The sequence below is a fragment of the Rheinheimera oceanensis genome (assembly GCF_018831085.1).
Classification (GTDB): domain Bacteria; phylum Pseudomonadota; class Gammaproteobacteria; order Enterobacterales; family Alteromonadaceae; genus Alishewanella; species Alishewanella oceanensis.
Genome location: NZ_JAGPNM010000005.1, coordinates 220,048 through 240,939, shown reverse-complemented (window position 1 = coordinate 240,939; position 20,892 = coordinate 220,048). Strand labels below are relative to the sequence as shown.

The window sequence follows — 20,892 nt, the reverse complement described above, 5'->3', positions numbered from 1 at the left end:
TATTAAGAGCGCCCTGATCCCGGCGCTCTTTTTTTGACCAAAGTAAAACCATGTGATACATTTTAAAAATATCAAATGATAGAGAATGTGTCATGACAGCCTTAGTACGTGAATTTACCCCTACACTCTATTCTGCACCAAACCTGTGGCAGCAGTTGGGTATTGCTGAGCGCGGGCCCAAATTATATCAGGCGCTGCATGAAGGATTTAGCTATAGCGTATTTGATAAACTGTCCCTGGTATCCATGTTAGATAAAAAGCAGTTGGCGCAGGTATGCCAGTTAGCGCCAGCTACATTAGCCCGGCGGGCAAAGCTGGGTAAGTTTACCCAGGAGGAAAGCGACCGGCTATATCGTTTTGCTACCGTGCTGGTGGCTGCCAATGCCTTGTTCAATAAAGATATGGTAGCAACCAAACGCTGGCTTACCGAGCCGGTGTACGGCCTGGGCGATAAAGCACCGCTGGATATGTTGGCAACCTCTGCTGAAACGCAGGCGATACTGGATTTAATTGGCCGCCTGGAACACGGTGTGTTTGCCTGATGCAGCTGTATCGCCTAGTACATAACAAATGGGCTGCACAAGCATTTGACGGCGAAGGAGCAAAACTTTATGGCGGACGCTGGAACAGCAAAGGTCAATTGTGTGTTTATACTGCCGGCTCTGAAGCCCTCGCCATACTGGAGATTCTGGTACATTTAAACAACCGCAAAACACTGAAACAGTACAAACTATTCCAATTAACTATTGCCGCCGAAGAAGTATTATCAGTTAGCCCGGCGAATCTGCCACTTAGCTGGCAACAACAACCCGCCAGCATTGACACAGCACGTATTGGCGATAGCTGGCTGGCACAGCAAGCCAGCCTCGCGTTATCTGTACCCAGTGTTATTGCACCGCGAGAAAATAATATATTGCTTAACCCACAGCATTCGCACTTTAATGAATGTCTGGCAACCATTACCGAACTTGAATTTATGCCAGATCCACGCCTAACGCTTTAACCGCGCCAGCAAGCTGGAGGTATCCCAGCGGTTACCGCCCATTTGCTGTACTTCGCTGTAGAATTGATCCACCAATGCAGTCAGCGGCAAATGGCTGCCGTTCTCACGTGCTTCGCTAAGCGCTATACCCAAGTCTTTGCGCATCCAGTCTACGGCAAAACCAAAGTCGTACTTGCCTTCAAGCATAGTTAGCGAGCGGTTTTGCATCTGCCAGGACGATGCCGCACCTTGCGAAATAACCTCTACTACGGCAGCTGCATCTAAACCGGCGTTCTGGGCAAAGTTCAGCGCTTCGGCCAGGCCCTGCACTACCCCGGCAATACAAATCTGGTTTACCATCTTCGCCAGTTGGCCGCTGCCTGCCGGGCCGAGCAATTTAGCGCAACGCGAATAACTCATAATAGCAACTTCAGCTTTAGCAAAATCGTCACTTTCGCCACCGATCATTACTGTTAATACGCCGTTTTCAGCACCGGCCTGGCCGCCGGATACCGGTGCATCCAAAAAGCCAATCCCCTGCTGTTTCGCAGCTTGTGCCAGCTCACGGGCCAGATTGGCCGATGCGGTAGTATGATCAACCAATACTGAACCTGCCGCCATACCAGCTAAAACGCCATGCCCGCCATATACTACCGAGCGTACATCGTTGTCATTACCCACGCACATAAACACCAGGGCAGCCCCTTGCACAGCTTTAGCCGGGGTATCGGCATAAGCACCACCATATTGCGCAGCCCATTTTTCAGCCTTAGCCGCAGTGCGGTTATACACTGTTACCTGATAACCTTTTTGTTGCAGGTAACCCGCCATCGGGTAACCCATTACCCCCAATCCGATAAACGCGACTTTATTCTCACTATTAATTGACATATTAATGACTTAAAACTGTGACATACTGTGGCACAAAGCTTACAAAGTTCTCAGTACGATTGAAAGCACTTAAATAAGGAAACAGCATGGCTAATGTGCACCAATACAAGGTAAAAGATGCCAGCGGTAATGACATAGATCTAAGCCAGTATCGTGGCAAGGTATTGCTGATCGTTAACACAGCAAGCCAATGCGGCTTTACACCACAATATAAAGAGCTGGAACAGCTACACCAAAAATACAAAGATAAAGGCCTGGTTATACTGGCATTTCCCTGCAATCAGTTTGGCGGCCAGGAGCCCGGTTCCGATGATGAAATCCAGCAGTTTTGTGAACTTAATTATGGTGTCAGTTTTCCGGTTATGGCAAAACTGGCGGTAAATGGCCCGGATGCCTCACCACTGTTTGAACACTTAAAAGACTCAGCCCGTGGTTTAATGAAAACCCGTGCTATCAAGTGGAACTTCACCAAGTTTCTGGTAAATAAAGACGGTGATGTGGTTAAACGCTATGCCCCGCGCACCAAACCCGCCAGTATTGCCCAATCAATAGAAGATTTGCTGTAACTTTGATCCAGCGCTAAATATTGCGCTGGTATTTGCGCTAAGCTTTATGGCAAATAATGGGAGAGATACCATGAAAGTTGCCGTATTCAGCGCAAAAAAATATGACAAAGACGGCTTCAGCCAATGGGCTGACCGTAGCCTGCAATTTAGCTACCACGAAACCCGGTTAAATAAAGACAGCGTAAAACTGGCTGCCGGCAGCCATGCTGTGTGTGTATTTGTTAACGACGAGCTGGATGCAGAGGTACTACAACAGCTATCAGAACTTGGTATCGAAATGATAGCGCTACGCTGCGCTGGTTTTAACAATGTTGATCTGGACGCCGCCAAAGTGCTTGGCATTCGTGTTTCACGGGTACCTGCTTACTCACCCGAAGCCGTAGCAGAACATACTATAGGGATGATGTTATGCCTTAACCGTAAACTGCATAAAGCTTATAACCGGGTACGTGATGATAACTTTGCGCTGGACGGCCTGCTTGGCTTTAACCTGTTTGGCAAAACAGTAGGCTTAATTGGCACCGGCCGTATTGGCCTCGCTACAGCACGGATACTACGCGGTTTCGGCTGCCAGCTACTGTGCCATGATATTGCACAAAACCCTCATATTGCCGAGCTGGGCGGACGCTATGTACCACTGGCCGAGTTATATGCAAGAAGCGACATTATCAGCCTGCACTGCCCGCTTACACCCGATACAAAACATCTGGTTAACCACTACAGCATTGGCAGCATGAAAGACGGTGTAATGCTGATTAACACCAGCCGCGGTGCGCTGATCGACAGCAAAGCAGTGATAGCCGGGCTGAAAAACCGCAAAATTGGTTATCTTGGCTTAGACGTATACGAGCAGGAAGCCGATTTATTCTTTGAAAACCTGTCAGAGCAAGTTATAGACGACGAAGTGTTTAAACGCCTGCTAACTTTCCCTAATGTGCTGATCACCGGCCATCAGGCGTTTTTTACCAAAGAAGCATTGCAGGAAATTTGTCAGGTAACCAGCGATAATTTACTGGCATTTGCCAGTAGTACTGCCACCGGCAATGAATTAGTAAACTAAAACAGGTAGGGGCGCAATTAAGCGCCCCTACGGTATCTTTTTAACAGCGCGACAACGTTAGTCTTCCTGCATTTCATTTAACAGGGTTTCTGCCAGCTCGTCTGGCATTACCACCACACCAGGGCCATCAGTGTCTGGCAGCACGGCAATAGCCAGCTCGTCGCCATTTAAGCCTGACGTCCATTTATCCAGCCAGGTGTCCACATCAACAGCCTGAGCAGAACAATGCGCCCACTCACCCTCAATCCACTGTTCAGCAAGTTCGGCATGTGGCCATACCGGAATACAGCGCTCGTCTTCAGCACTTACCAGTACAAAACCGTCTTCATCGGTTAAAATCCAGATTTTTTCCAGATCAGCAACCGCCTGAATAAAATAAGTGTAACGCTGCTCAGCGTCTAATGCGGTGATGCGTTTAAGCTCTTCAGCCGTTAATTGATAATCCATAAGTGGTTCCTGTTCAGCGGATAAATAATGCCGCTAATGATGACGGATCCAGCGGCTTTTTACCATGATTAATTACACCAGCCAGAGGTTACCAAACCAAATTAATATGGCGTACCGTGCTGCTTTACCCACCAGCACCAGCAACACAAATACTTTAAACCGCACCTTCAGCACACCGGCGACTAAAGTTAAAGGATCGCCCACCACCGGTAACCAGGCAAATAATAAACTCCAGCTGCCAAAGCGCTGAAACTGCTGTTGTGCCCGGCTAAGCGCAGCCTCAGAAACCGGGAACCAGCGCTTATGCTGAAATTTAAGCAACTTCAGCCCCAGGTACCAGTTAATACAACTACCCAGCGTATTACCCGCCGTAGCGGCCACAAACAACCATAGTGGGTTATAGCCTTGCTGTAACAAAGCCAGCAGCAATATTTCACTGGATGCCGGAAATAACGTAGCGGCTAATAAGCCGCTACAAAACAACGAAAAATAGGCCAGCACTAATCAGGCCACCAGCACCTGCCAGGCTAAACGCAGCCAAATTAACCACAAGGCCAGGCACGCTGATAAAAACAGATTAAAACGCAACCGCACATTATTGCTGCCAATATGCACGACAGTATGCAGTATTCGCAGCAATACAAAAGCCGCGCCTAAAAGCACATAGCCCAAATCGGCCAAACCCAGCTGCAATGTAAACAACACGCTGAATAAATACAGCATCGGCATCTGAAACTGGTTATCAAAATTACGGCTGGTGGCAATAACCTGCTCATTGGCACCCGTCAGGTTCATGGTTTTAAATGCGGCTACAGTAATTTCTTTATTTTTAGCCGCCCTGATACGGCGTTTGCCCATCAGCACCATCACCACGCTGGTAAGCAATATCTGCACAAACACCGGCAGCAAGATCAGTTTTTCCATTTTATTCTCCCCGTTTAATCCGCTCAGAGCTTAATGCAGCCAGGTTAAAGATACCAGTGTCTTAATTCTGTCATCTCTGGCCTTTATATTTCAGGCAGTGATATTGCTATACTGCATCGTCTTTTTTAGTTGGATGATGCAATGGCGCAATTATATTTTTACTACTCGGCAATGAACGCCGGTAAATCAACCTCTTTACTGCAAAGTGCATATAACTATCAGGAAAGAGGTATGACAGTGGCTATTTACACCGCCGCACTGGATAACCGCTACGGCCTGGGCAAAGTAAGCTCGCGCATTGGCCTGGCAATGGATGCCCATATTTTTAATGGCAGCTTTAATTTTGTCAGCCATGTAAAGCAGCTAAAAGCACAGGGCCGTTTAGATTGCGTATTAATAGACGAAGCACAGTTTTTATCCAAAGCCCAGGTGCGCCAGCTAACCGATGTGGTCGACGATTTACATATACCGGTGTTGGCCTTTGGCCTGCGCACTGATTTTTTAGGCGAAACCTTTGCCGGTAGCGAAGCACTGCTGGCCTGGGCCGATAAACTGATAGAGCTGAAAACCATTTGCCATTGTGGCCGCAAAGCCAACTTTGTGGTGCGGTTAGACGAGCATGGCAAGGCAGCAACCGAAGGCTCACAGGTACAAATTGGTGGCAATGAAAGTTATATATCCATGTGCCGCGCTCACTTTAAAGCACTGGTATGGCAGGACAAATCAACTCAGGCCAGTACCAGCCAGGATAAAACAACGGAGTAAAGCATGAAAATTCTCTATGGTGTGCAGGCAACAGGAAATGGTCATATCAGCCGCGCCCGCGCCATGGGGAAATATCTGGCTAAAGCCGGTGTACAGGTAGATTACCTGTTTTCCGGCCGCCCCGGCGACCAACTGTTTGATATGCAGCAGTTTGGCGATTATCAGGTTAAACGCGGCTTAACCTTCGTGACTGAAGCCGGCAAAGTCAATTACTGGCAAACACTGTTACACGCATCGGTAAAAACACTGTGGCAGGATATTAAAACACTCGATTGCAGCAGCTATGATCTGGTTCTTACTGATTTTGAACCCATTACCGCCCACGCGGCAAAGCAGCAAAATAAGCGCAGCGTTGCGCTGGGGCATCAGTATGCCTTTTTGCATAAAATCCCGATGGAGCATGCCAATCTGGTTACCCACCTGATGTTCCGCCACTTTGCTCCGGCACAAATACAACTGGGCCTGCACTGGCACCATTTTAATCAGCCCATTCTGCCACCTATTATCGACGAGGCTGAGCACAACACAGCCGTAGAAGCCAATACAGTGCTGGTATATTTACCGTTTGAAGATCAACAGCAGGTTATTGGCCTGCTAAAACCATTAACCGGGTTTCAGTTTTGCCTGTACGGTCCCGGTCTGGCTAAAGCGGCTATCGGCCACATACAAACTCACCCACCTGCGCTGCATGCTTTTAAGGTTGATTTAGCCCGTTGCAGCCATGTACTGAGTAATGCTGGTTTTGAACTGATAAGCGAAGCACTGCAACTGCAAAAACACATTATGGTAAAACCGCTACGGGGCCAGATGGAGCAACAATCCAATGCTCTGGCACTGCAGCAACTGCAATTAGCCAGCCGCACCGACAGCCTCAGTACCAATGTAATTGCAAAATGGCTAAACGAAAAGCAACGGCACGGCACAGTAAACTACCCCAACGTTGCCAGCGCTATTTGCAACTGGTTGCTGCAAGATGCGCCGGGTGAAGTAAATACCCTGAGTAAAACACTATGGAGCTAAAACGCTAAGGGCCATTTTTGCCAATACCACTAAATCAGTTATAGTTAAGCATAACGATAAAGTGAGTGCGGCATGTCAAAACAAGACGTTACATTCCCCCATTTTTGGGCAGTACTCGAAGCCCTGCCCATTGCGCTGTTATATAAAGAAAACACCAGAGCCGCCGTATTTGCTAACCAGGCTGCATTAACCCTGTTCCGGTTACCTGCGCAGCAAAATGTGTTATCTGTATCACAACTACAGCAAGTGCCGTTACTCAACCCGGATAACAAACAGGCCTTTGATTTACTGCATAACCCATTACTGCTGGCGTTAAGTGGCACAGCACTGCAACAGCTGATCCAGCTGAATAACCATGACAACCCGCTACTGCTGCAAAGCACCAGCGTTGCGCTGTCGTTTACACTGCACAGTATTAATCTGGTTACACTACAACCTATGGCCTTAAACACCGTGGTGCCATTGCAACCGGCATTGCTGCCAGAACAGGCAGAAATAGAAGAAGCACTGGCATTTGATAAGCTAATGTCACTTATTTCAACCCAGCTAATCAACGTACAGGACGATAAACTCGATCAGCATATTGAGGATGCACTGGCTGCCATCGGCGAGTTTTGCCATGCCGATCGCAGCTATGTCTTTTTATTTAATACCGATTTCACTGAAATGAGCAACACTCATGAATGGGTGCGTAGCGGTATCAGCTCACACAAAGCCAAATTGCAACACATTCCACGGCAGGCGTTGCCTTACTTTTACCAGAAAATACAGCAGGATCTGGTATTTGCCGTTAACGACGTTACCAGCCTGCCAACAGAAGCTTCTGCCGAGCAGCAAGAGTTTATCGCTGAAGATATCCAGTCAGTACTATGCTGCGCCATGCTCAACAATGACAAACTCAGTGGCTTTGTTGGCTGCGACATGGTATCGCGGCAACGTAGCTGGACCGGCAATGACTTACGCCGGATGAAACTGGTAGGTGAAATGATCGCCAATACCCTGCAAAATGTTAGCTACCGCCGCTCATTACAGCAGATGCAACAGCAACTGTTACAGGTTAATCTGGAACTGCAAAAGCAAGCCAGTCAGGACGGCCTTACCGGCATCGCCAACCGGCGACAGTTTGATACCAGCCTGCAAAATGAACTACAACGCTGTGCCCGCAATAAGCTGCCGCTGGGTTTGCTGTTACTTGATATTGACCGCTTTAAACTCTATAACGATCATTACGGTCATCAGGCCGGAGACGACGCATTAAAGTGCATTGCCCAGGCCCTGAATAAGTTACCCCGCCGCAAAGGTGAACTGGCAGCACGCTACGGTGGTGAAGAGTTCGCTATTATCCTGCCCGGCAGCGACACCGGGGCCTGCACCCGGATGGCAAAGCAAATACAGCAACAATTAACAGAGCTGGCCATTGAGCATCAGCAATCTGATATTGCCAGTGTGGTCACTGCAAGTATAGGCATTACCGCAAGTATCCCCAATAAACACAGCACCAGCGCCGATTTTATCAGCGCTGCCGATAAAGCCTTATATAAGGCCAAGGCTAACGGGCGTAACCAGTTTATTATCGCCGCACAGTAAAACGGGAAGCCAGGCTTCCCGTTTGGTTTTTTCTGCCAATCTAAGCCACAGGCTTAGTCGTAGAATGGCGAGCGTTGCTCAGTGGCGTCAATCAAGGTATTAGGCCGGTTTAATGGCTGACCACCGTCTCTGCCAATTGGTACCCAAGGCAAACGTCCACGGCCTTTTGAAGGGCGCAGTGAGAATAAATCAAAGGGTATCGATAAATAAAAACCTTTGGTAAAGCTACCCTCGCCATATTCAGCCGATGACACATTGGTAAAAGCAGCATAAGCGCCCACCACAATACCGCTGTCAAAGCGCTTGGCAAAATCGACATTTACACCACGGTCTTTTGCCAAAAACTGGCCGATGTTGAAGGTCAGCTGGGTATCCGGTAAAAACTCGGGCTTCCAGTATACATTTACGTGGCCGGTAAAAGTTTTATAGTCAAAAAAGTCCAGGTCATTCTCGTAAGAGCGCTGACGTACATAGTTGATATCAAAACCAATAGCGAAGTTCGAGTCAACCGGTCGGTAAAGCATTTCGCCTCCCACGCCACCAAACATAGTCTCCAGATAACCACCATAAACCTGGGCATAAATGTCTGGCGCTATCTGGTCCTGCCATTGTAAATACAGGTTTTCCATTGAAACTGTACTACCGGTAACATACTCACGCACGTAAGTGCGTACCCTGGGTAACGGTGTATTTTGCGCATCAACTTTATAATTAAATTTATCAAAGTTCTCCAGCAAGGTTACTTTAGCTGTGCCGTTGATACTAAAGCTAGGGGTCAAATTGTAACCAGCATTAGCAAATACGCCGCCCTGATACATATAAAATGCTTCGGGGCTGCCAAAGGTTTGGATCCAGAAAGTTTCAACACCGGTATAAAAACCACTTCGATCAGATGGCGTAGTTAACCCAAGTGTACGTTCCTCTGGTTGCTGGCGCACATAAGTTGATTTAACGTCACTGTGTAACGAGTCATAGCGGGCAGCACTAATAAACTGCTGTGCATCTACCACTGTTTCTACCATTGGCAAGTTGCCGGCATAGGTTACTATACGGTAAATTTTAATATTAGCCGGTACTTCTGTAGCTAAAATCCGGCCTATACGCTCAATCGCCTCATCATGGTCACGGTAAGCTATCTGTTGGCCATACAATACAAATTCATCTTCATTCATATAGGATGTATGCAAAGCAAAGCCTGCTTCACGATACAGAGCCCTTGGCAAAGCATCACGGTCGGTAATTTGCTTATTGGCATCTAACTGCTCAGGAATAATCCGCGGTGCCGGTTTAACTTTAACCTGGCTAATACTGTGTAAGTTCATCGCATAATGCACACCAAAACCCAGCGTATTGCCGCGCTGGTAATTCAGATCAAAATTAAAATCTTTCCAGCGATACACAGCACCTACATTCCAGCGGCTGTCCTGTTCCAACTGGCCAGCCCGGTCATTCTGGTAATCGTTACCTTCATATTCCAGTTTTAAGCGCAGTGGCTGCCAGGGGGTTTGGTATTCCACACCGCCAAATAAAGCCGCCGGGCCTTTAAAAAATTGGTCATAATCTATTTTACCGCCCTGCCCGCTAAAACCACCGGGCCTGCTGCAAAAACTATCTTTTAGCTCACAAAACGGGTTTTTGGTGTTGCCGCTATTGCCTAAATAACCCCAGCCCATACCGAGGTGAAAATCAAAATCACCCCATTTTTTGCTTAAGCTAATAAATTCACTTTCAAAAAAGCCGGTACCGCCAAAATCCCGAAAGCCCACCGCTACCTGCGGTAAATAAGTGCTTTCTTTTACCAACCGAAACTTAACGTCTATGCCCTTATCTTTTAACGTTTGATCACCACTAAAACCAGGGTCAGCACTATAAAGACGGGTACGCACATCGGTATAGCGCACCGTAGACTCCATCCAGTCAAATAACTGAATACTTACCGACCATAAGCGATACTCTTCATTATCGGTATAGTTTATCGATAAATCACCGGCGGGTGCCATACGGGCTGTTGGCGTTTGAATTAAACCCACGCCGCCATGCGCCATTTGTGACACACCTGCAGGTACTTGCTGCCAGTTATCGCTGTTATCTGCTTTTGCAACTAAGGGTTGCAGCGCCAGACTAATTAAAGAAAGTAAAAACGGAATACGTACGACAGTCATGGCAACACCCTGTGGCTGGCAAGCTCAAGCAAACGCTTATTTAATATATCTAATTGTGAACTAAACAGTTGGCTTCGCAGCGGAACAAACATCTGCGCCCCCGGCATAGCTTCAATATGGGCATGATTCCAGTAGGCAGCACCGGCAGCCTGCACTTTACCGTCAGGTTGCACCAGCATCAGTTCAGTAACATCGGCTGTGCCTGTCGGCCGGGCTGACAACATATAATCAGCCGCAGGTGCAGCTCCACGGTGTGTTACCGTCATCTCAGAATTTAGCGCACCAAACAGATACACATTGCCTGGCCGCTGCTTTAGCTGTAATAAATAAGCACCATTATCAAAACGCGGATTAAGGTCTGGCCGAACACGGGCAAAATCATAGTCTATTGGCTTAGCAATACGTTTAGCTAAACGCCAGGCTGCCACCTGGCGCTCCAGTGATTGCAGTGTCGTTACTAAATCACTGTCTGCAGCATTATATTGTTTTAACTGCGCTATTTGTTGCAGCACCTGTTGCCGCAGTTGTTCCGGCTCGTCAGAGTCAAGCCGATACAACGCCGCAGCAGGCCAGTACCAATTGCTTTGTAAAGCAACCGGAGCCAGTACCTCACTTAGCCTTGGGTTGGTATCAAACTGGTACTGGCTACCATTTATATCCACCGTTACTGCGCCATAAACTGCCGGCGCAATAAGTAAAGCACTAAAAATCAGCCCTCTGAGCATATTTATTTTCTTCATTGTGCACCACCAGTATTAGTTTTACTTACCGGTGGCAGCAGCCGCCCTATCCGGCTGGCATAGGTCATGGTTATAGGTTGTAAAAAAGGTGACAACGTCTGCTCACTTTTTATTAAGGTGCCGGTTTTACTGTCAAACCAAAAGTAATTTTGCCACTGGCCATCAAAACGCAGGTAATTAGCTTGATCTTCATACTTTACATATTCAACTACCAAAGTAGTATTCAGCTGTTGCTGAAAAACCGTTAACTGTTGCGCTGGTATAACTTCAAAGCTTGAACGTAGCGTGTAGCCGTACTCGCCGTTATGCCAGTCAGCCAGGCGCAACCAGGTATTATCCGGGCGAATAGAAGCTACACGGCGAACCGGGTCATTAATAGTATTGGTAAGATGCAATAAGTCATTTTCTAACCCTAAAGTGCGTACCAGGCGGCCCTGCTCCATTATCAGCATGGCATTATCTGCCGATACCCACTTATGCTGACCTGCTTCAAGGTGCATTAATACCATTACGGCCTGCGCCCGTTCACCGTGCTTTACATAAAGTAAATCGTATTGTGATTGCTGCACATCGGCCAGGCTAAGCTCAGCATCCGGGGTATCTGCAAATGCAAGCTTAAGGTTATCTAAATAGGAGTGGTAAGTACCGGCACATGCGGTAAGGGTTAGCAGCACCAGGCTGCTAAAAACAGTTCTAATTGAAGCTATCAAGGTGTATGCCCGCTGAATAAAGATGCCAAATAAACCTACAGCAATAAAAAAGCCGCCAGCAGGCGGCTTTTTTATTGCAACAAACTTAACCACTGATTGCAGGGTAAGTAAAGGTTACTGCCATAGTGTTAGTGCCAGTACCAGTAATGGTAGTACCAGTACATACACCATTAACGGGTGTGCCGTCGCCTGAGTTACAAGTATCACCAACTGGGCCTGGGCCAACAGAAGTACCACGGTTATTAGAAATAACCGCAGCAGCAACAGCAATACCAACTACACCAGCAGCAATAGTGGTAGTAGCAACACCACCAATAGTGCCTTCTTTAGCATTTGCACCACCGGCAACATCTTGCGCATTAACACCAGCGCTTAACGCCATTACCGCAGCAGCAATAATTAATTTTTTCATAGCAATTCCCTCAATAAACAAACTTGGATTTCCAGTTAGGCGAAGAGTAACGTAAAGCCCGGTATTACTCAACCCCTAAATGCGTATTAACTGCTTTTTTTGCAGCTTACTGTTAACAGTATTGGCTAACAATACTTCTTTGCCGGCGCTGCAGCCGCAGCACCTATGCCCGAAGCGGTATTTACTACCATATTCAGCGGCACCGCAACAGGCGCCGCCAAGTCATAGTCACAACCGGATTTCACTACCAGGTCGCTACTGGCACAGCTATAATTAAAGCCTGTCGGAGCCACCCGCATTAACTCTATAATTTGCTCTACCGCAAAGCTATCGCACAAAGTATCCAGCTGCAATAACATGGTTTCCATCTGGCTCCAGCTAAGGCACACCTCATCGGCAGCCATAATACGCGGGTGTGCAGTTACACGCACGCTTTCGCCAATTAACAATTCTTCATACAGTTTTTCGCCCGGCCGCAGGCCGGAATACTGAATTTCTATATCACCATTAGGGTGAACTTCGTCTTTAACTTCGAGCCCCATCAGGTGGATCATACGTTTCGCTAAATCAGCAATTTTCACCGGCTCGCCCATATCCAGCACAAATACATCACCACCATGCCCCATAGCACCGGCCTGTATTACTAACTGCGCCGCCTCAGGTATGGTCATAAAATAACGGATAATATCTTTATGGGTTACCGTAACCGGGCCACCACGGCGTATTTGCTCGCGAAACAGTGGCACCACAGAACCGCTGGAGCCAAGCACATTGCCAAAACGTACCATACAAAACCGGGTAACACTTTGCCGTTCTGACAAAGCCTGTAATACCAACTCGGCTAAGCGCTTTGATGCGCCCATAACATTGGTAGGCCGCACTGCTTTATCGGTAGAAATAAGTACAAAGGTTTCTACACCAGAGGCAATAGCCGCCTCGGCAGCATACCAGGTACCAAATACATTATTGCGTACGCCTTCAACCACATTATATTCTACCAACGGCACATGCTTATAAGCGGCAGCATGGTAAACCGTTTGCACTTTAAAGGCTTTCATTACCGTTTCCAGCCGGTTACGCCGCTGCGCCGTGCCCATTATTGGCACCAGCTGAATATCCAACTGCTGCTGTTTAATCAGCGCGCTTAGCTCTTGCTCTATGCTGTACAGGCTAAATTCGGATAACTCAAATAACACTAGTGTTTTCGGCTCGCAGGTAATAATTTGCCGGCATAGCTCCGAGCCAATAGAGCCGCCAGCCCCGGTTACCATAACTACCTTGCCATGAATATTGGCCCGCATCAGTTTGGTTTTCGGTGCCACCGGATCACGGCCCAGCAAGTCTTCAATTTTTACATCCTGCAGCTCGTCAATGCGCATAGAGCCATCAACTAAATCACTCATGCCGGGGATAGACTGCACCGGTATTGGCAACTCTTCCAATGCATCCAGCACTTCGCGCCGGCGTGAGCGGCTTACAGAGGGTAAAGCCAGTAAAATACGGCTGATATTATGTGATTTTATTAAGCTGGTAATCTGGGCTGGCGCACCTACAGGCACCCCCAAAATAGTAGAGCGATGCAAGGTGGTGTCGTCATCAACAAATATCACCGGGTGGTACTGTTCGCCATTAATAAGTGCTTGCGCTAACTGGCGACCGGACGAGCCGGCACCATATATAAGTACGCGCTCTTTATGGCCATTATTACGCTGCACCAAAAACATCCGCGCCAGTAAACGCAAACCGCCTGAGCTAATTAAAGCCAGAATAGCATAAACAAAAATCAGGTTGCCTTTATCATGTACCTTTAACAAGCCAAACAATAGCGCCAGTACAAAAGCACTGCTTACTATACCAGCCAACACGGCCCCCAGCGCATGCTGGCCTATATAGCGGATAACTGCACGGTACAAACCAAGCTTGGTAAAAATAAATAATGTAACTGGCAGGGTTACGGCAAAAGCCAGGGCAATTTCCGGAATATCAGTGCGATCTTCATGCTGTGTCAAAAAATATGCAGCAAACAAGGAGCTGATTAAAAAAAACATATCAGCTATCACAGAAATTAAGCGTTTTATCGCACGGGGCAACCCCAGCAACCAAGCCAGCATTAACTACTCCAGAATAAGGTTAGCCTTTTGCGGCCAACAACAATCAATTTTAACCGGCGCGGACATAACATCCGCCACCACTGCATTCGTATTATGCCTAACCTGCAGTATGCAGCAACCGGCTTAACCACTGCTTAAAATCCGGTCCTAAATGTTTATCGCGCAAACCATGCTCAACAAAAGCCTGCATATAACCCAGCTTATTGCCACAGTCATGGCTGCGGCCGGTAATATGGTAAGCATTAACCGCTTCTGCTTCCATCAACAACGCTATTGCATCTGTCAGTTGAATTTCATCACCGGCCCCGACAGGAGTGCGTTTTAACTGTTGCCAGATCTGCGAACTAAAAACATAACGCCCCACCACAGCGAGATTGGATGGAGCCTGCTCAACAGCCGGTTTCTCTACTATAGCTGTCATTTTAACAGATTCACCGCCTTTCATCTGGTGGCCATCAACATCGGCAACACCATAGCTGCTTACCATGTCATGTGGCACCGGCTCTACCATTACCTGGCTAACACCGCTTTGCTCAAACAGCTGCACCATTTTTGCCAGGTTATCACGGTGCAAATCGCTGTCATAACTATCGATCAATACATCAGGCAGCACTACAGCAAAAGGGGCATCCCCTACCAGCGGCAAAGCACACAGTACCGCATGGCCAAGGCCTTTTGCCTCGCCCTGGCGCACATGCATAATAGTTACATCTTTCGGGCAAATTGCCTGCACTTCATCTAACAACTGGCGTTTCACCCGCTTTTCCAGCATAGATTCCAGCTCAAAGCTTTTATCAAAGTGGTTTTCTATACTGTTTTTCGATGAATGCGTTACCAGTACTATCTGCTTAATACCTGCAGCAATACATTCACTTACCACATACTGTATCAGCGGCTTATCTACCACCGGTAACATTTCTTTCGGTATTGCTTTAGTTGCCGGCAACATCCTGGTACCCAGCCCGGCAACCGGAATTACCGCTTTTAATACTTTCATTTAAACTCCGATACTTAATGTAGAGTGTTGAGTGCTCAATGCTTAGTGTTTAGTGAACAACTAAAAACTCACCATTCACAACTCAACACTAACTTAATCGCTACCAAACAAATCACGGGTATACACTTTATCTTCCACATCTGCTAAAGCTTCGTTGCGCCGGTTCGCCACTATCACATCAGAAATTTGCTTAAACTCGGCCAAATCTTTAATAACGCGTGAGCGGAAAAACTCATCCTGCTTTAGCTCAGGCTCGTACACTACTACTTCAATGCCTTTGGCTTTAATGCGCTTCATAATGCCCTGAATAGCAGAGGCGCGGAAATTGTCCGAACCCGTTTTCATTACCAACCGGTATACACCAACTATTTTCGGGTTACGCTTTACAATAGAATCAGCAATAAAGTCTTTGCGGGTGCGGTTGGCATCAACAATAGCCTGGATCATATTGTTTGGCACTTCACTATAATTTGCCAGTAACTGTTTGGTGTCTTTAGGTAGGCAATAACCGCCGTAACCAAAGCTTGGATTGTTATAATGTTTGCCAATACGCGGGTCTAAACCCACGCCTTCAATAATCTGCCGGCTGTTTAAACCATGGCTTTCGGCATAGCTATCCAGCTCATTAAAATAGGCTACCCGCATCGCCAGGTACGTATTAGAGAACAGCTTTATCGCTTCAGCTTCAGTGCTGTCGGTAAATAATACCGGTACATCCTGCTTAACAGCGCCTTGCTGTAATAATGTCGCAAAAATTGTAGCTCTTTCGCTTTGCTCACCGACAATAATCCGTGATGGGTACAGGTTGTCGTATAATGCCCGGCCTTCGCGTAAAAACTCCGGTGAAAATATCAGGTTGGCGGTAGCAAATTTTTCCCGCGCAGTTTTAGTATAACCCACTGGCACGGTAGATTTAATTACCATTACCGCCTTTGGGTTTATTGCTATTACATCGGTTATAACGGCTTCAACACTTTTGGTATTAAAATAATTGGTTTGCGGATCGTAATCTGTCGGGGTAGCAATAACAACAAAATCAGCATCCGCATAAGCCAGTTGTTTGTCCAGAGTAGCAGTAAAATTCAATGCTTTATGCTGCAAAAAATCGCTTATTTCTTTATCTTCTATCGGCGACTTTTTAGCATTTAGCAACGCTACTTTTTCCGGCACTATATCCAGCGCTACCACGTTATTATGCTGTGCCAGCAACATAGCATTAGATAGCCCGACATAGCCGGTACCGGCAATAGCAATTTTTAAACCTGACATAACAACCTTTTTGAATTATGAGTTGTGAGGTGTGAATTTTAAGTGCGGAGTTTACCCTAAAAATCAACACTAAACACTCACAACTAAACACTAATAACCACTTCTTTGACATAAGCCGCCAGCGCCTGTTGCAATGCCTGCTTGGCATTGTAATCGCCATGCACTATGCGCACCCGTTTTGGCTTACGCTGCATTCGCTTTACAAAATTTACTAACCCAGCTTGGTCGGCATGGGCTGAATAGCCGCTTAATGTAATAATTTCTGCGCCGATATTAATACGCTGGCCGTCAATTTCAACATAGCCGCCCTGTGGGCCAAAACGCTGTATGGTAGCACCCAAAGTGCCGCGGGCCTGATAACCAACAAACACCACCTGATGCAAGCTATCTTGCAATAAAGCCTTCAAGTAATTAACCACCCGGCCACCTTCACACATACCACTGGCAGCAATAACAATAGCCGGCTGTTTAGTGCGGGCTAAAAACTGCACCACATCTAAATGCTGGCTATGGCTAGCTATGGTATGTAACTGGGTAAAACTCAGAGGATGGCGGCCCTGGCGCAAACGCTGTTTGGCCTCGTTGTCCCAGCAGCTTTTTAACTCAGTGTACGCCTGGGTAAATTTTGCTGCCAGTGGCGAGTCGACAATAATCTGCAGCTCATCCCAGCGCAGATTCTGATGAATTTTCTGTCCGCGCAAGCGATAAATAATAGCTTCCAGCTCATACAATAATTCTTGCGTGCGGCCAATACTAAAAGCCGGAAACAACACAGTGCCGTTATCCTGTAATGAGTGCAGCAGCACCTGCTCTAACCTTTTTATCCTCTGGCGCCGGTTGTCATGTAGTCTGTCGCCATAAGTGCTTTCTATTACTACTTCATCCGCTGCATAAGGTGGCTTGGGTGCAGGTAACAGCGGCGCATAAGGTGCACCTAAATCGCCGGAAAATACCGTTTTATACGCCTTTTTTGTTGGCGTATTATGGCTTAACTCAATATAAGCCGAGCCCAGTATATGGCCGGCAGGCTGAAAGCGCACTTTAATCCCCGTCCCTTCTAACACAGGCAAAGCTACCCAACGTTTAAATTCACAGGGCACTAACTGGCGGCGTACCCTGGCTAAAAAAGCATTAATTAACGCCTCATCACGGGTAACACCTACTTTAAGTGCATCTTCCAGCACCAGCGGTAATAAGGTGGCCGACGCAGTAGTACAAAAAATTGGCCCGGTAAAACCGGCTGCCAGCAAATAGGGAATACGCCCAACATGGTCAATATGCACATGGGTGACAATAAGGGCGCGAATGTGCGCCAGCGCAAAAGTGATCTGGGGTGTACTGGCAGAACCGCTGCTTGATACTTCAGCACCCTGAAACAACCCGCAGTCAATTAACAGGCCGTAATCATCGCTGATGCGATACTCATGGCAAGAACCGGTAACGCCATCAACCGCACCGTGATGGATAAATTGGGGGGAAGTATACAATGCCGACATCCGATGTCCTTTTAAGTGTTGAGTTTTTAGTGGTGAGGGGTGAATGTTTAGTTTTGAGTTGTGAGTGCTTAGTTTTTAGTTGTGATTTTTGAGTTAGCTTGAGAGGTTTTTACTATGCTGGTTAGTATTTTTATTAGTTCTTCGTTTTGGTTAAGTAAGCTGGTTACGTGCGGTTGAGTATTATCGAGATAGCCAGTTATACATAGCAGCTCTAACCAATATTTCGCTTCCCTTGACTCTTTACTGGCAATACTCATTTTGGCAACAAAGTCAGCTTTTGACTGCCCTGCCTGCGCCTCGTTAATATTTGCCCCTATAGAAGTACCACAGCGCAATAACTGCTTAGAAAGAACATACTCTTTGTGCTCTTTTACCAAATACTGATAAAGCTTAACAACCCGAACTGCAAACTCAAAAGCCTTGGCCAATACATTATTCGATTCAGCAGGCATTCCCGGCCCTCACAAATCCGAACCATGTAATATCTATAGCCAAAAACAAAACTTTTACAAACCAAAACTAAAAACTAACCACCCACAACTCAACACTAACCATTAACCATTAACCACTCAACACTCAACACTCAACACTCAACACTCAACACTCAACACTCAACACTCAACACTCAACACTCAACACTCAACACTATTTTACCCGGTCCCCTGCGCCCTTCCCCGCCACTGTCATAAAAATATACTTAAAATAATCCGCCAGTGTCAGATTTTGTAACATTCTGGCATCTGTCTCGGCCAGCAATACCGGTGTTGACATATCAATATCGTTAACCTGCGCCAGGCCGGTAATACCGGGGCGGGCGTTTAGTACACCGCGCTGCTCACGCTCAGCTATTAACTCTTCCTGGTTAAACAAGCAAGGCCGTGGGCCTACCAGGCTCATATCGCCCCACAGCACATTCCACAACTGCGGCAGTTCATCCAGTTTACTCTTGCGTAAAAAACCACCAAAGGGTGTTATTGCACTGGCGCTGGCTAAATGGGCAGTATCCGGTTTCATCGAATAAACCAATAATAGTAAGAATAACCAGCACCGGAAAACCAAACACTAAACCACAAAAAGCAAAAACAATATCCAACAAACGAATTAACATAGATCCTCTGGAATTAAACACTCACAACTACCAACTAATCACTGTATTTAGCAGCAAAACGGATTACATGCTCCAGACACTGCAACAACTGCTCAGCCATACCAAAAGCTTTATTAAATAATGCTGACTGAATTTCAGGATCATCAGGGTAATCATGAGCAAATTGGTTACGCATTTCCCGCAGCTTTAGCCACTGCTCAACAGAATCCAGCGCACCTATCTTTTCAAGCCGGTTCAATTTATCAATAAATGTATTAAGTTCGCCCTCTTCATGCGTTAGCTCTATTATTGCAGGTAGTAATTTAGCCCCCATAGCATCCTGCAATTTTGAAAACCTGACAATGAACTGATCAAATACGGCAAGTTCAATTTCCGTGAGTTGAGATAAACGAGCAGCAGTAAACGGCTTTTTGTCAGCCAAATGCTGCATAGACCAACGCAAACGCTCGGCATGCGTCAAACAAATATCGACTATTCCCTGAAAGACCGCCTTGTTCATAAACGAATACCGGTCTCTTTTGCAATCTTATAAATTGGCAAAACGGTGCCAGCCTTGCGGTTAATCAGCAAATCAATTTTTTGCTCACCAAGCGCCAGATGCAGTTCAACCAAAGCATTTAGCCTGGCTTCAACAATATCGTCAGCCGCGCGTAATTCAGGCTCTATATAAAGGTCAATATCCCCCCCCCGGGCATTGTCATCAGCCCTTGAACCAAAAAGTCGCAGTTCTGAACCTTTACCAAAGTGTTTTAACAGCACTTGCTTAATAATTTCTTGCTGTTGCTTAGTAAGACGCATAACTTAACTCCTTAGCTCACTGCACCAAGTTTAACCAGCTATCAAGCTTTTAGCCACCAGCACCTGCAGTTCAACACTTCGCACTCATAACTAAAAACTCACAACTACAATCCGCGTTGATAAAACACCTTACCAAAATCCGCTATATGTTTTTTTAGATCTTCCGATAGCAGCTGATGATACAACGACACATCCATCAAATAGGGTGTATTTAATTCGTCCAACTCGCGCATAACAAGACGCAAAGTATTGTCGTCGCAGGATTGTCCAAGCAACGTCAGATCAATATCTGAACCAGGCCGGTAATTTCCCTTAGCACGTGAACCATACAGCACCACCTGCTCAATTTCCGGGTGACGGGCAAAAACACCTTGCAGCTTAGCTACAGTTAAATCCGGCAGCCCGTAGCTCATAGTAATGGCTGCATACGAATAGCCAACTCAGATAACGCCGGAGCATAAGCTTGCTGTACTTTGGCAAACTCCTGTTCTAAAACACGTTCATCGTAGGTATGCACAGTACGATTTCTACTCTCAATCATGTCCATCCAAACCTGTCCATCGCTAACCAAGCCAAGCGAAAAGGCTAAACGACTGGCAGATCGGGAACCGGTAATACCCTGATGCCCCTCATACTCAAGATAATCTTTCAGTACTTTCCACGCGAGTTCATGAGTAAACTCGAAACGCTGTAAAATGCCCTCTTTTATCAGTGACTCGGCATGTTCGTCGTACTGTGATAATGCAGAAACCAGCTGCCCAAGGGCTTTTTGATAGTTTTGAAACCGCTGACGCCAACGAACTTCTTCACCCATACTATGCCCCCCGGAATAAAAAAACGAACACTC

24 protein-coding genes and 1 pseudogene are annotated in these 20,892 nt (G+C 46.7%); 7 read left to right on the top strand and 18 right to left on the bottom strand.

Going from position 1 to position 20,892, the window contains the following annotated elements; all coding sequences use genetic code 11:
- Positions 1-92 precede the first annotated feature (92 nt).
- Together parS and J3B89_RS13015 are read left to right on the top strand one after the other, a co-directional pair.
- On the top strand, positions 93-542 hold the full coding sequence (gene parS / locus J3B89_RS13020) for a type II RES/Xre toxin-antitoxin system antitoxin (protein WP_215398032.1): 450 nt from the start codon (positions 93-95) through the stop codon (positions 540-542).
- Positions 542-1,003 carry an RES family NAD+ phosphorylase gene (locus J3B89_RS13015; RefSeq protein WP_215398031.1) on the top strand — a complete coding sequence of 154 codons (462 nt, stop codon included), beginning with the start codon at positions 542-544 and terminating at the stop codon, positions 1,001-1,003. The genes parS and J3B89_RS13015 overlap by 1 nt, the downstream gene beginning before the upstream one ends.
- On the opposite strand, the gene J3B89_RS13010 is transcribed toward J3B89_RS13015, so the two are convergent.
- A complete protein-coding gene (locus J3B89_RS13010) occupies positions 992-1,873 on the bottom strand; it encodes an NAD(P)-dependent oxidoreductase (RefSeq protein ID WP_215398030.1) in 882 nt (293 codons plus the stop codon). The genes J3B89_RS13015 and J3B89_RS13010 overlap by 12 nt on opposite strands.
- A gap of 86 nt (positions 1,874-1,959) precedes the next feature.
- On the opposite strand from J3B89_RS13010, the gene J3B89_RS13005 reads away from it, so the two are divergent.
- Both J3B89_RS13005 and J3B89_RS13000 read left to right on the top strand, forming a co-directional pair.
- The gene (locus tag J3B89_RS13005) at positions 1,960-2,439 is read left to right on the top strand and encodes a glutathione peroxidase (RefSeq protein WP_215398029.1); all 480 of its coding nucleotides are present in this window, start codon (positions 1,960-1,962) and stop codon (positions 2,437-2,439) included.
- 70 nt (positions 2,440-2,509) lie between these two features.
- Positions 2,510-3,499, top strand: coding sequence for a 2-hydroxyacid dehydrogenase (locus J3B89_RS13000; protein WP_215398027.1), 990 nt, complete (start codon positions 2,510-2,512; stop codon positions 3,497-3,499).
- Between the two features lie 57 nt (positions 3,500-3,556).
- Here the strand turns inward: J3B89_RS13000 and J3B89_RS12995 are convergent, their stop codons facing one another.
- The 3 genes from J3B89_RS12995 to J3B89_RS12985 all read right to left on the bottom strand — a co-directional run bounded on the left by J3B89_RS12995 (position 3,557) and on the right by J3B89_RS12985 (position 4,870).
- On the bottom strand, positions 3,557-3,946 hold the full coding sequence (locus J3B89_RS12995) for a DUF2750 domain-containing protein (RefSeq protein ID WP_215398025.1): 390 nt from the start codon (positions 3,944-3,946) through the stop codon (positions 3,557-3,559).
- A 72-nt stretch (positions 3,947-4,018) separates the two neighbouring features.
- Positions 4,019-4,447, bottom strand: a complete 429-nt coding sequence (locus J3B89_RS12990; protein ID WP_349814222.1) for a YqaA family protein — start codon at positions 4,445-4,447, stop codon at positions 4,019-4,021.
- 3 nt (positions 4,448-4,450) lie between these two features.
- Positions 4,451-4,870 (bottom strand): MAPEG family protein, encoded by a 420-nt coding sequence (locus tag J3B89_RS12985; protein ID WP_215398022.1) that lies wholly within the window; start codon positions 4,868-4,870, stop codon positions 4,451-4,453.
- A gap of 141 nt (positions 4,871-5,011) precedes the next feature.
- Between J3B89_RS12985 and J3B89_RS12980 the strand changes: the two genes are divergently transcribed.
- From J3B89_RS12980 to J3B89_RS12970, 3 genes are all read left to right on the top strand, one after another.
- Positions 5,012-5,635, top strand: coding sequence for a thymidine kinase (locus J3B89_RS12980; RefSeq protein ID WP_215398021.1), 624 nt, complete (start codon positions 5,012-5,014; stop codon positions 5,633-5,635).
- 3 nt (positions 5,636-5,638) lie between these two features.
- Positions 5,639-6,655, top strand: a complete 1,017-nt coding sequence (locus J3B89_RS12975) for an MJ1255/VC2487 family glycosyltransferase (protein ID WP_215398019.1) — start codon at positions 5,639-5,641, stop codon at positions 6,653-6,655.
- A gap of 72 nt (positions 6,656-6,727) precedes the next feature.
- Positions 6,728-8,242, top strand: a complete 1,515-nt coding sequence (locus tag J3B89_RS12970) for a sensor domain-containing diguanylate cyclase (protein WP_215398017.1) — start codon at positions 6,728-6,730, stop codon at positions 8,240-8,242.
- 53 nt (positions 8,243-8,295) lie between these two features.
- Here J3B89_RS12970 and J3B89_RS12965 read toward each other — a convergent pair whose 3' ends face one another.
- The 14 genes and pseudogenes from J3B89_RS12965 to J3B89_RS12900 form a co-directional block, all read right to left on the bottom strand.
- A complete protein-coding gene (locus tag J3B89_RS12965; protein ID WP_215398015.1) occupies positions 8,296-10,404 on the bottom strand; it encodes a YjbH domain-containing protein in 2,109 nt (702 codons plus the stop codon).
- Entirely contained in the window at positions 10,401-11,144 is a 744-nt protein-coding gene (locus J3B89_RS12960; RefSeq protein WP_215398014.1) for a capsule biosynthesis GfcC family protein, read from the bottom strand. Before J3B89_RS12960 ends, J3B89_RS12965 begins: the two co-directional genes overlap by 4 nt.
- The gene (locus J3B89_RS12955) at positions 11,141-11,854 is read right to left on the bottom strand and encodes a YjbF family lipoprotein (protein ID WP_215398012.1); all 714 of its coding nucleotides are present in this window, start codon (positions 11,852-11,854) and stop codon (positions 11,141-11,143) included. The genes J3B89_RS12960 and J3B89_RS12955 overlap by 4 nt, the downstream gene beginning before the upstream one ends.
- Positions 11,855-11,939: 85 nt before the next feature.
- A complete protein-coding gene (locus tag J3B89_RS12950) occupies positions 11,940-12,266 on the bottom strand; it encodes a hypothetical protein (RefSeq protein WP_215398010.1) in 327 nt (108 codons plus the stop codon).
- 125 nt (positions 12,267-12,391) lie between these two features.
- Entirely contained in the window at positions 12,392-14,377 is a 1,986-nt protein-coding gene (locus tag J3B89_RS12945) for a polysaccharide biosynthesis protein (protein WP_215398008.1), read from the bottom strand.
- A gap of 97 nt (positions 14,378-14,474) precedes the next feature.
- Positions 14,475-15,374, bottom strand: coding sequence for a UTP--glucose-1-phosphate uridylyltransferase GalU (gene galU / locus J3B89_RS12940; RefSeq protein ID WP_215398006.1), 900 nt, complete (start codon positions 15,372-15,374; stop codon positions 14,475-14,477).
- Between the two features lie 93 nt (positions 15,375-15,467).
- Positions 15,468-16,643 (bottom strand): nucleotide sugar dehydrogenase, encoded by a 1,176-nt coding sequence (locus tag J3B89_RS12935; RefSeq protein WP_215398004.1) that lies wholly within the window; start codon positions 16,641-16,643, stop codon positions 15,468-15,470.
- 83 nt (positions 16,644-16,726) lie between these two features.
- A complete protein-coding gene (locus J3B89_RS12930; RefSeq protein ID WP_433915370.1) occupies positions 16,727-18,058 on the bottom strand; it encodes an MBL fold metallo-hydrolase RNA specificity domain-containing protein in 1,332 nt (443 codons plus the stop codon).
- A 149-nt stretch (positions 18,059-18,207) separates the two neighbouring features.
- A complete protein-coding gene (locus J3B89_RS12925; protein ID WP_215398001.1) occupies positions 18,208-18,591 on the bottom strand; it encodes a four helix bundle protein in 384 nt (127 codons plus the stop codon).
- Positions 18,592-18,784: 193 nt separating this feature from the next.
- Positions 18,785-19,247 (bottom strand): annotated as a pseudogene (locus tag J3B89_RS21405) (sugar transferase).
- Between the two features lie 34 nt (positions 19,248-19,281).
- Positions 19,282-19,746, bottom strand: coding sequence for a hypothetical protein (locus J3B89_RS12915; RefSeq protein WP_215397997.1), 465 nt, complete (start codon positions 19,744-19,746; stop codon positions 19,282-19,284).
- On the bottom strand, positions 19,743-20,045 hold the full coding sequence (locus J3B89_RS12910) for a nucleotidyltransferase domain-containing protein (protein WP_215397995.1): 303 nt from the start codon (positions 20,043-20,045) through the stop codon (positions 19,743-19,745). Before J3B89_RS12910 ends, J3B89_RS12915 begins: the two co-directional genes overlap by 4 nt.
- A 104-nt stretch (positions 20,046-20,149) precedes the next feature.
- Positions 20,150-20,458, bottom strand: a complete 309-nt coding sequence (locus tag J3B89_RS12905; RefSeq protein ID WP_215397993.1) for a nucleotidyltransferase domain-containing protein — start codon at positions 20,456-20,458, stop codon at positions 20,150-20,152.
- Positions 20,455-20,859 carry a nucleotidyltransferase substrate binding protein gene (locus J3B89_RS12900; RefSeq protein ID WP_215397992.1) on the bottom strand — a complete coding sequence of 135 codons (405 nt, stop codon included), beginning with the start codon at positions 20,857-20,859 and terminating at the stop codon, positions 20,455-20,457. The genes J3B89_RS12905 and J3B89_RS12900 overlap by 4 nt, the downstream gene beginning before the upstream one ends.
- Positions 20,860-20,892: the final 33 nt, after the last annotated feature.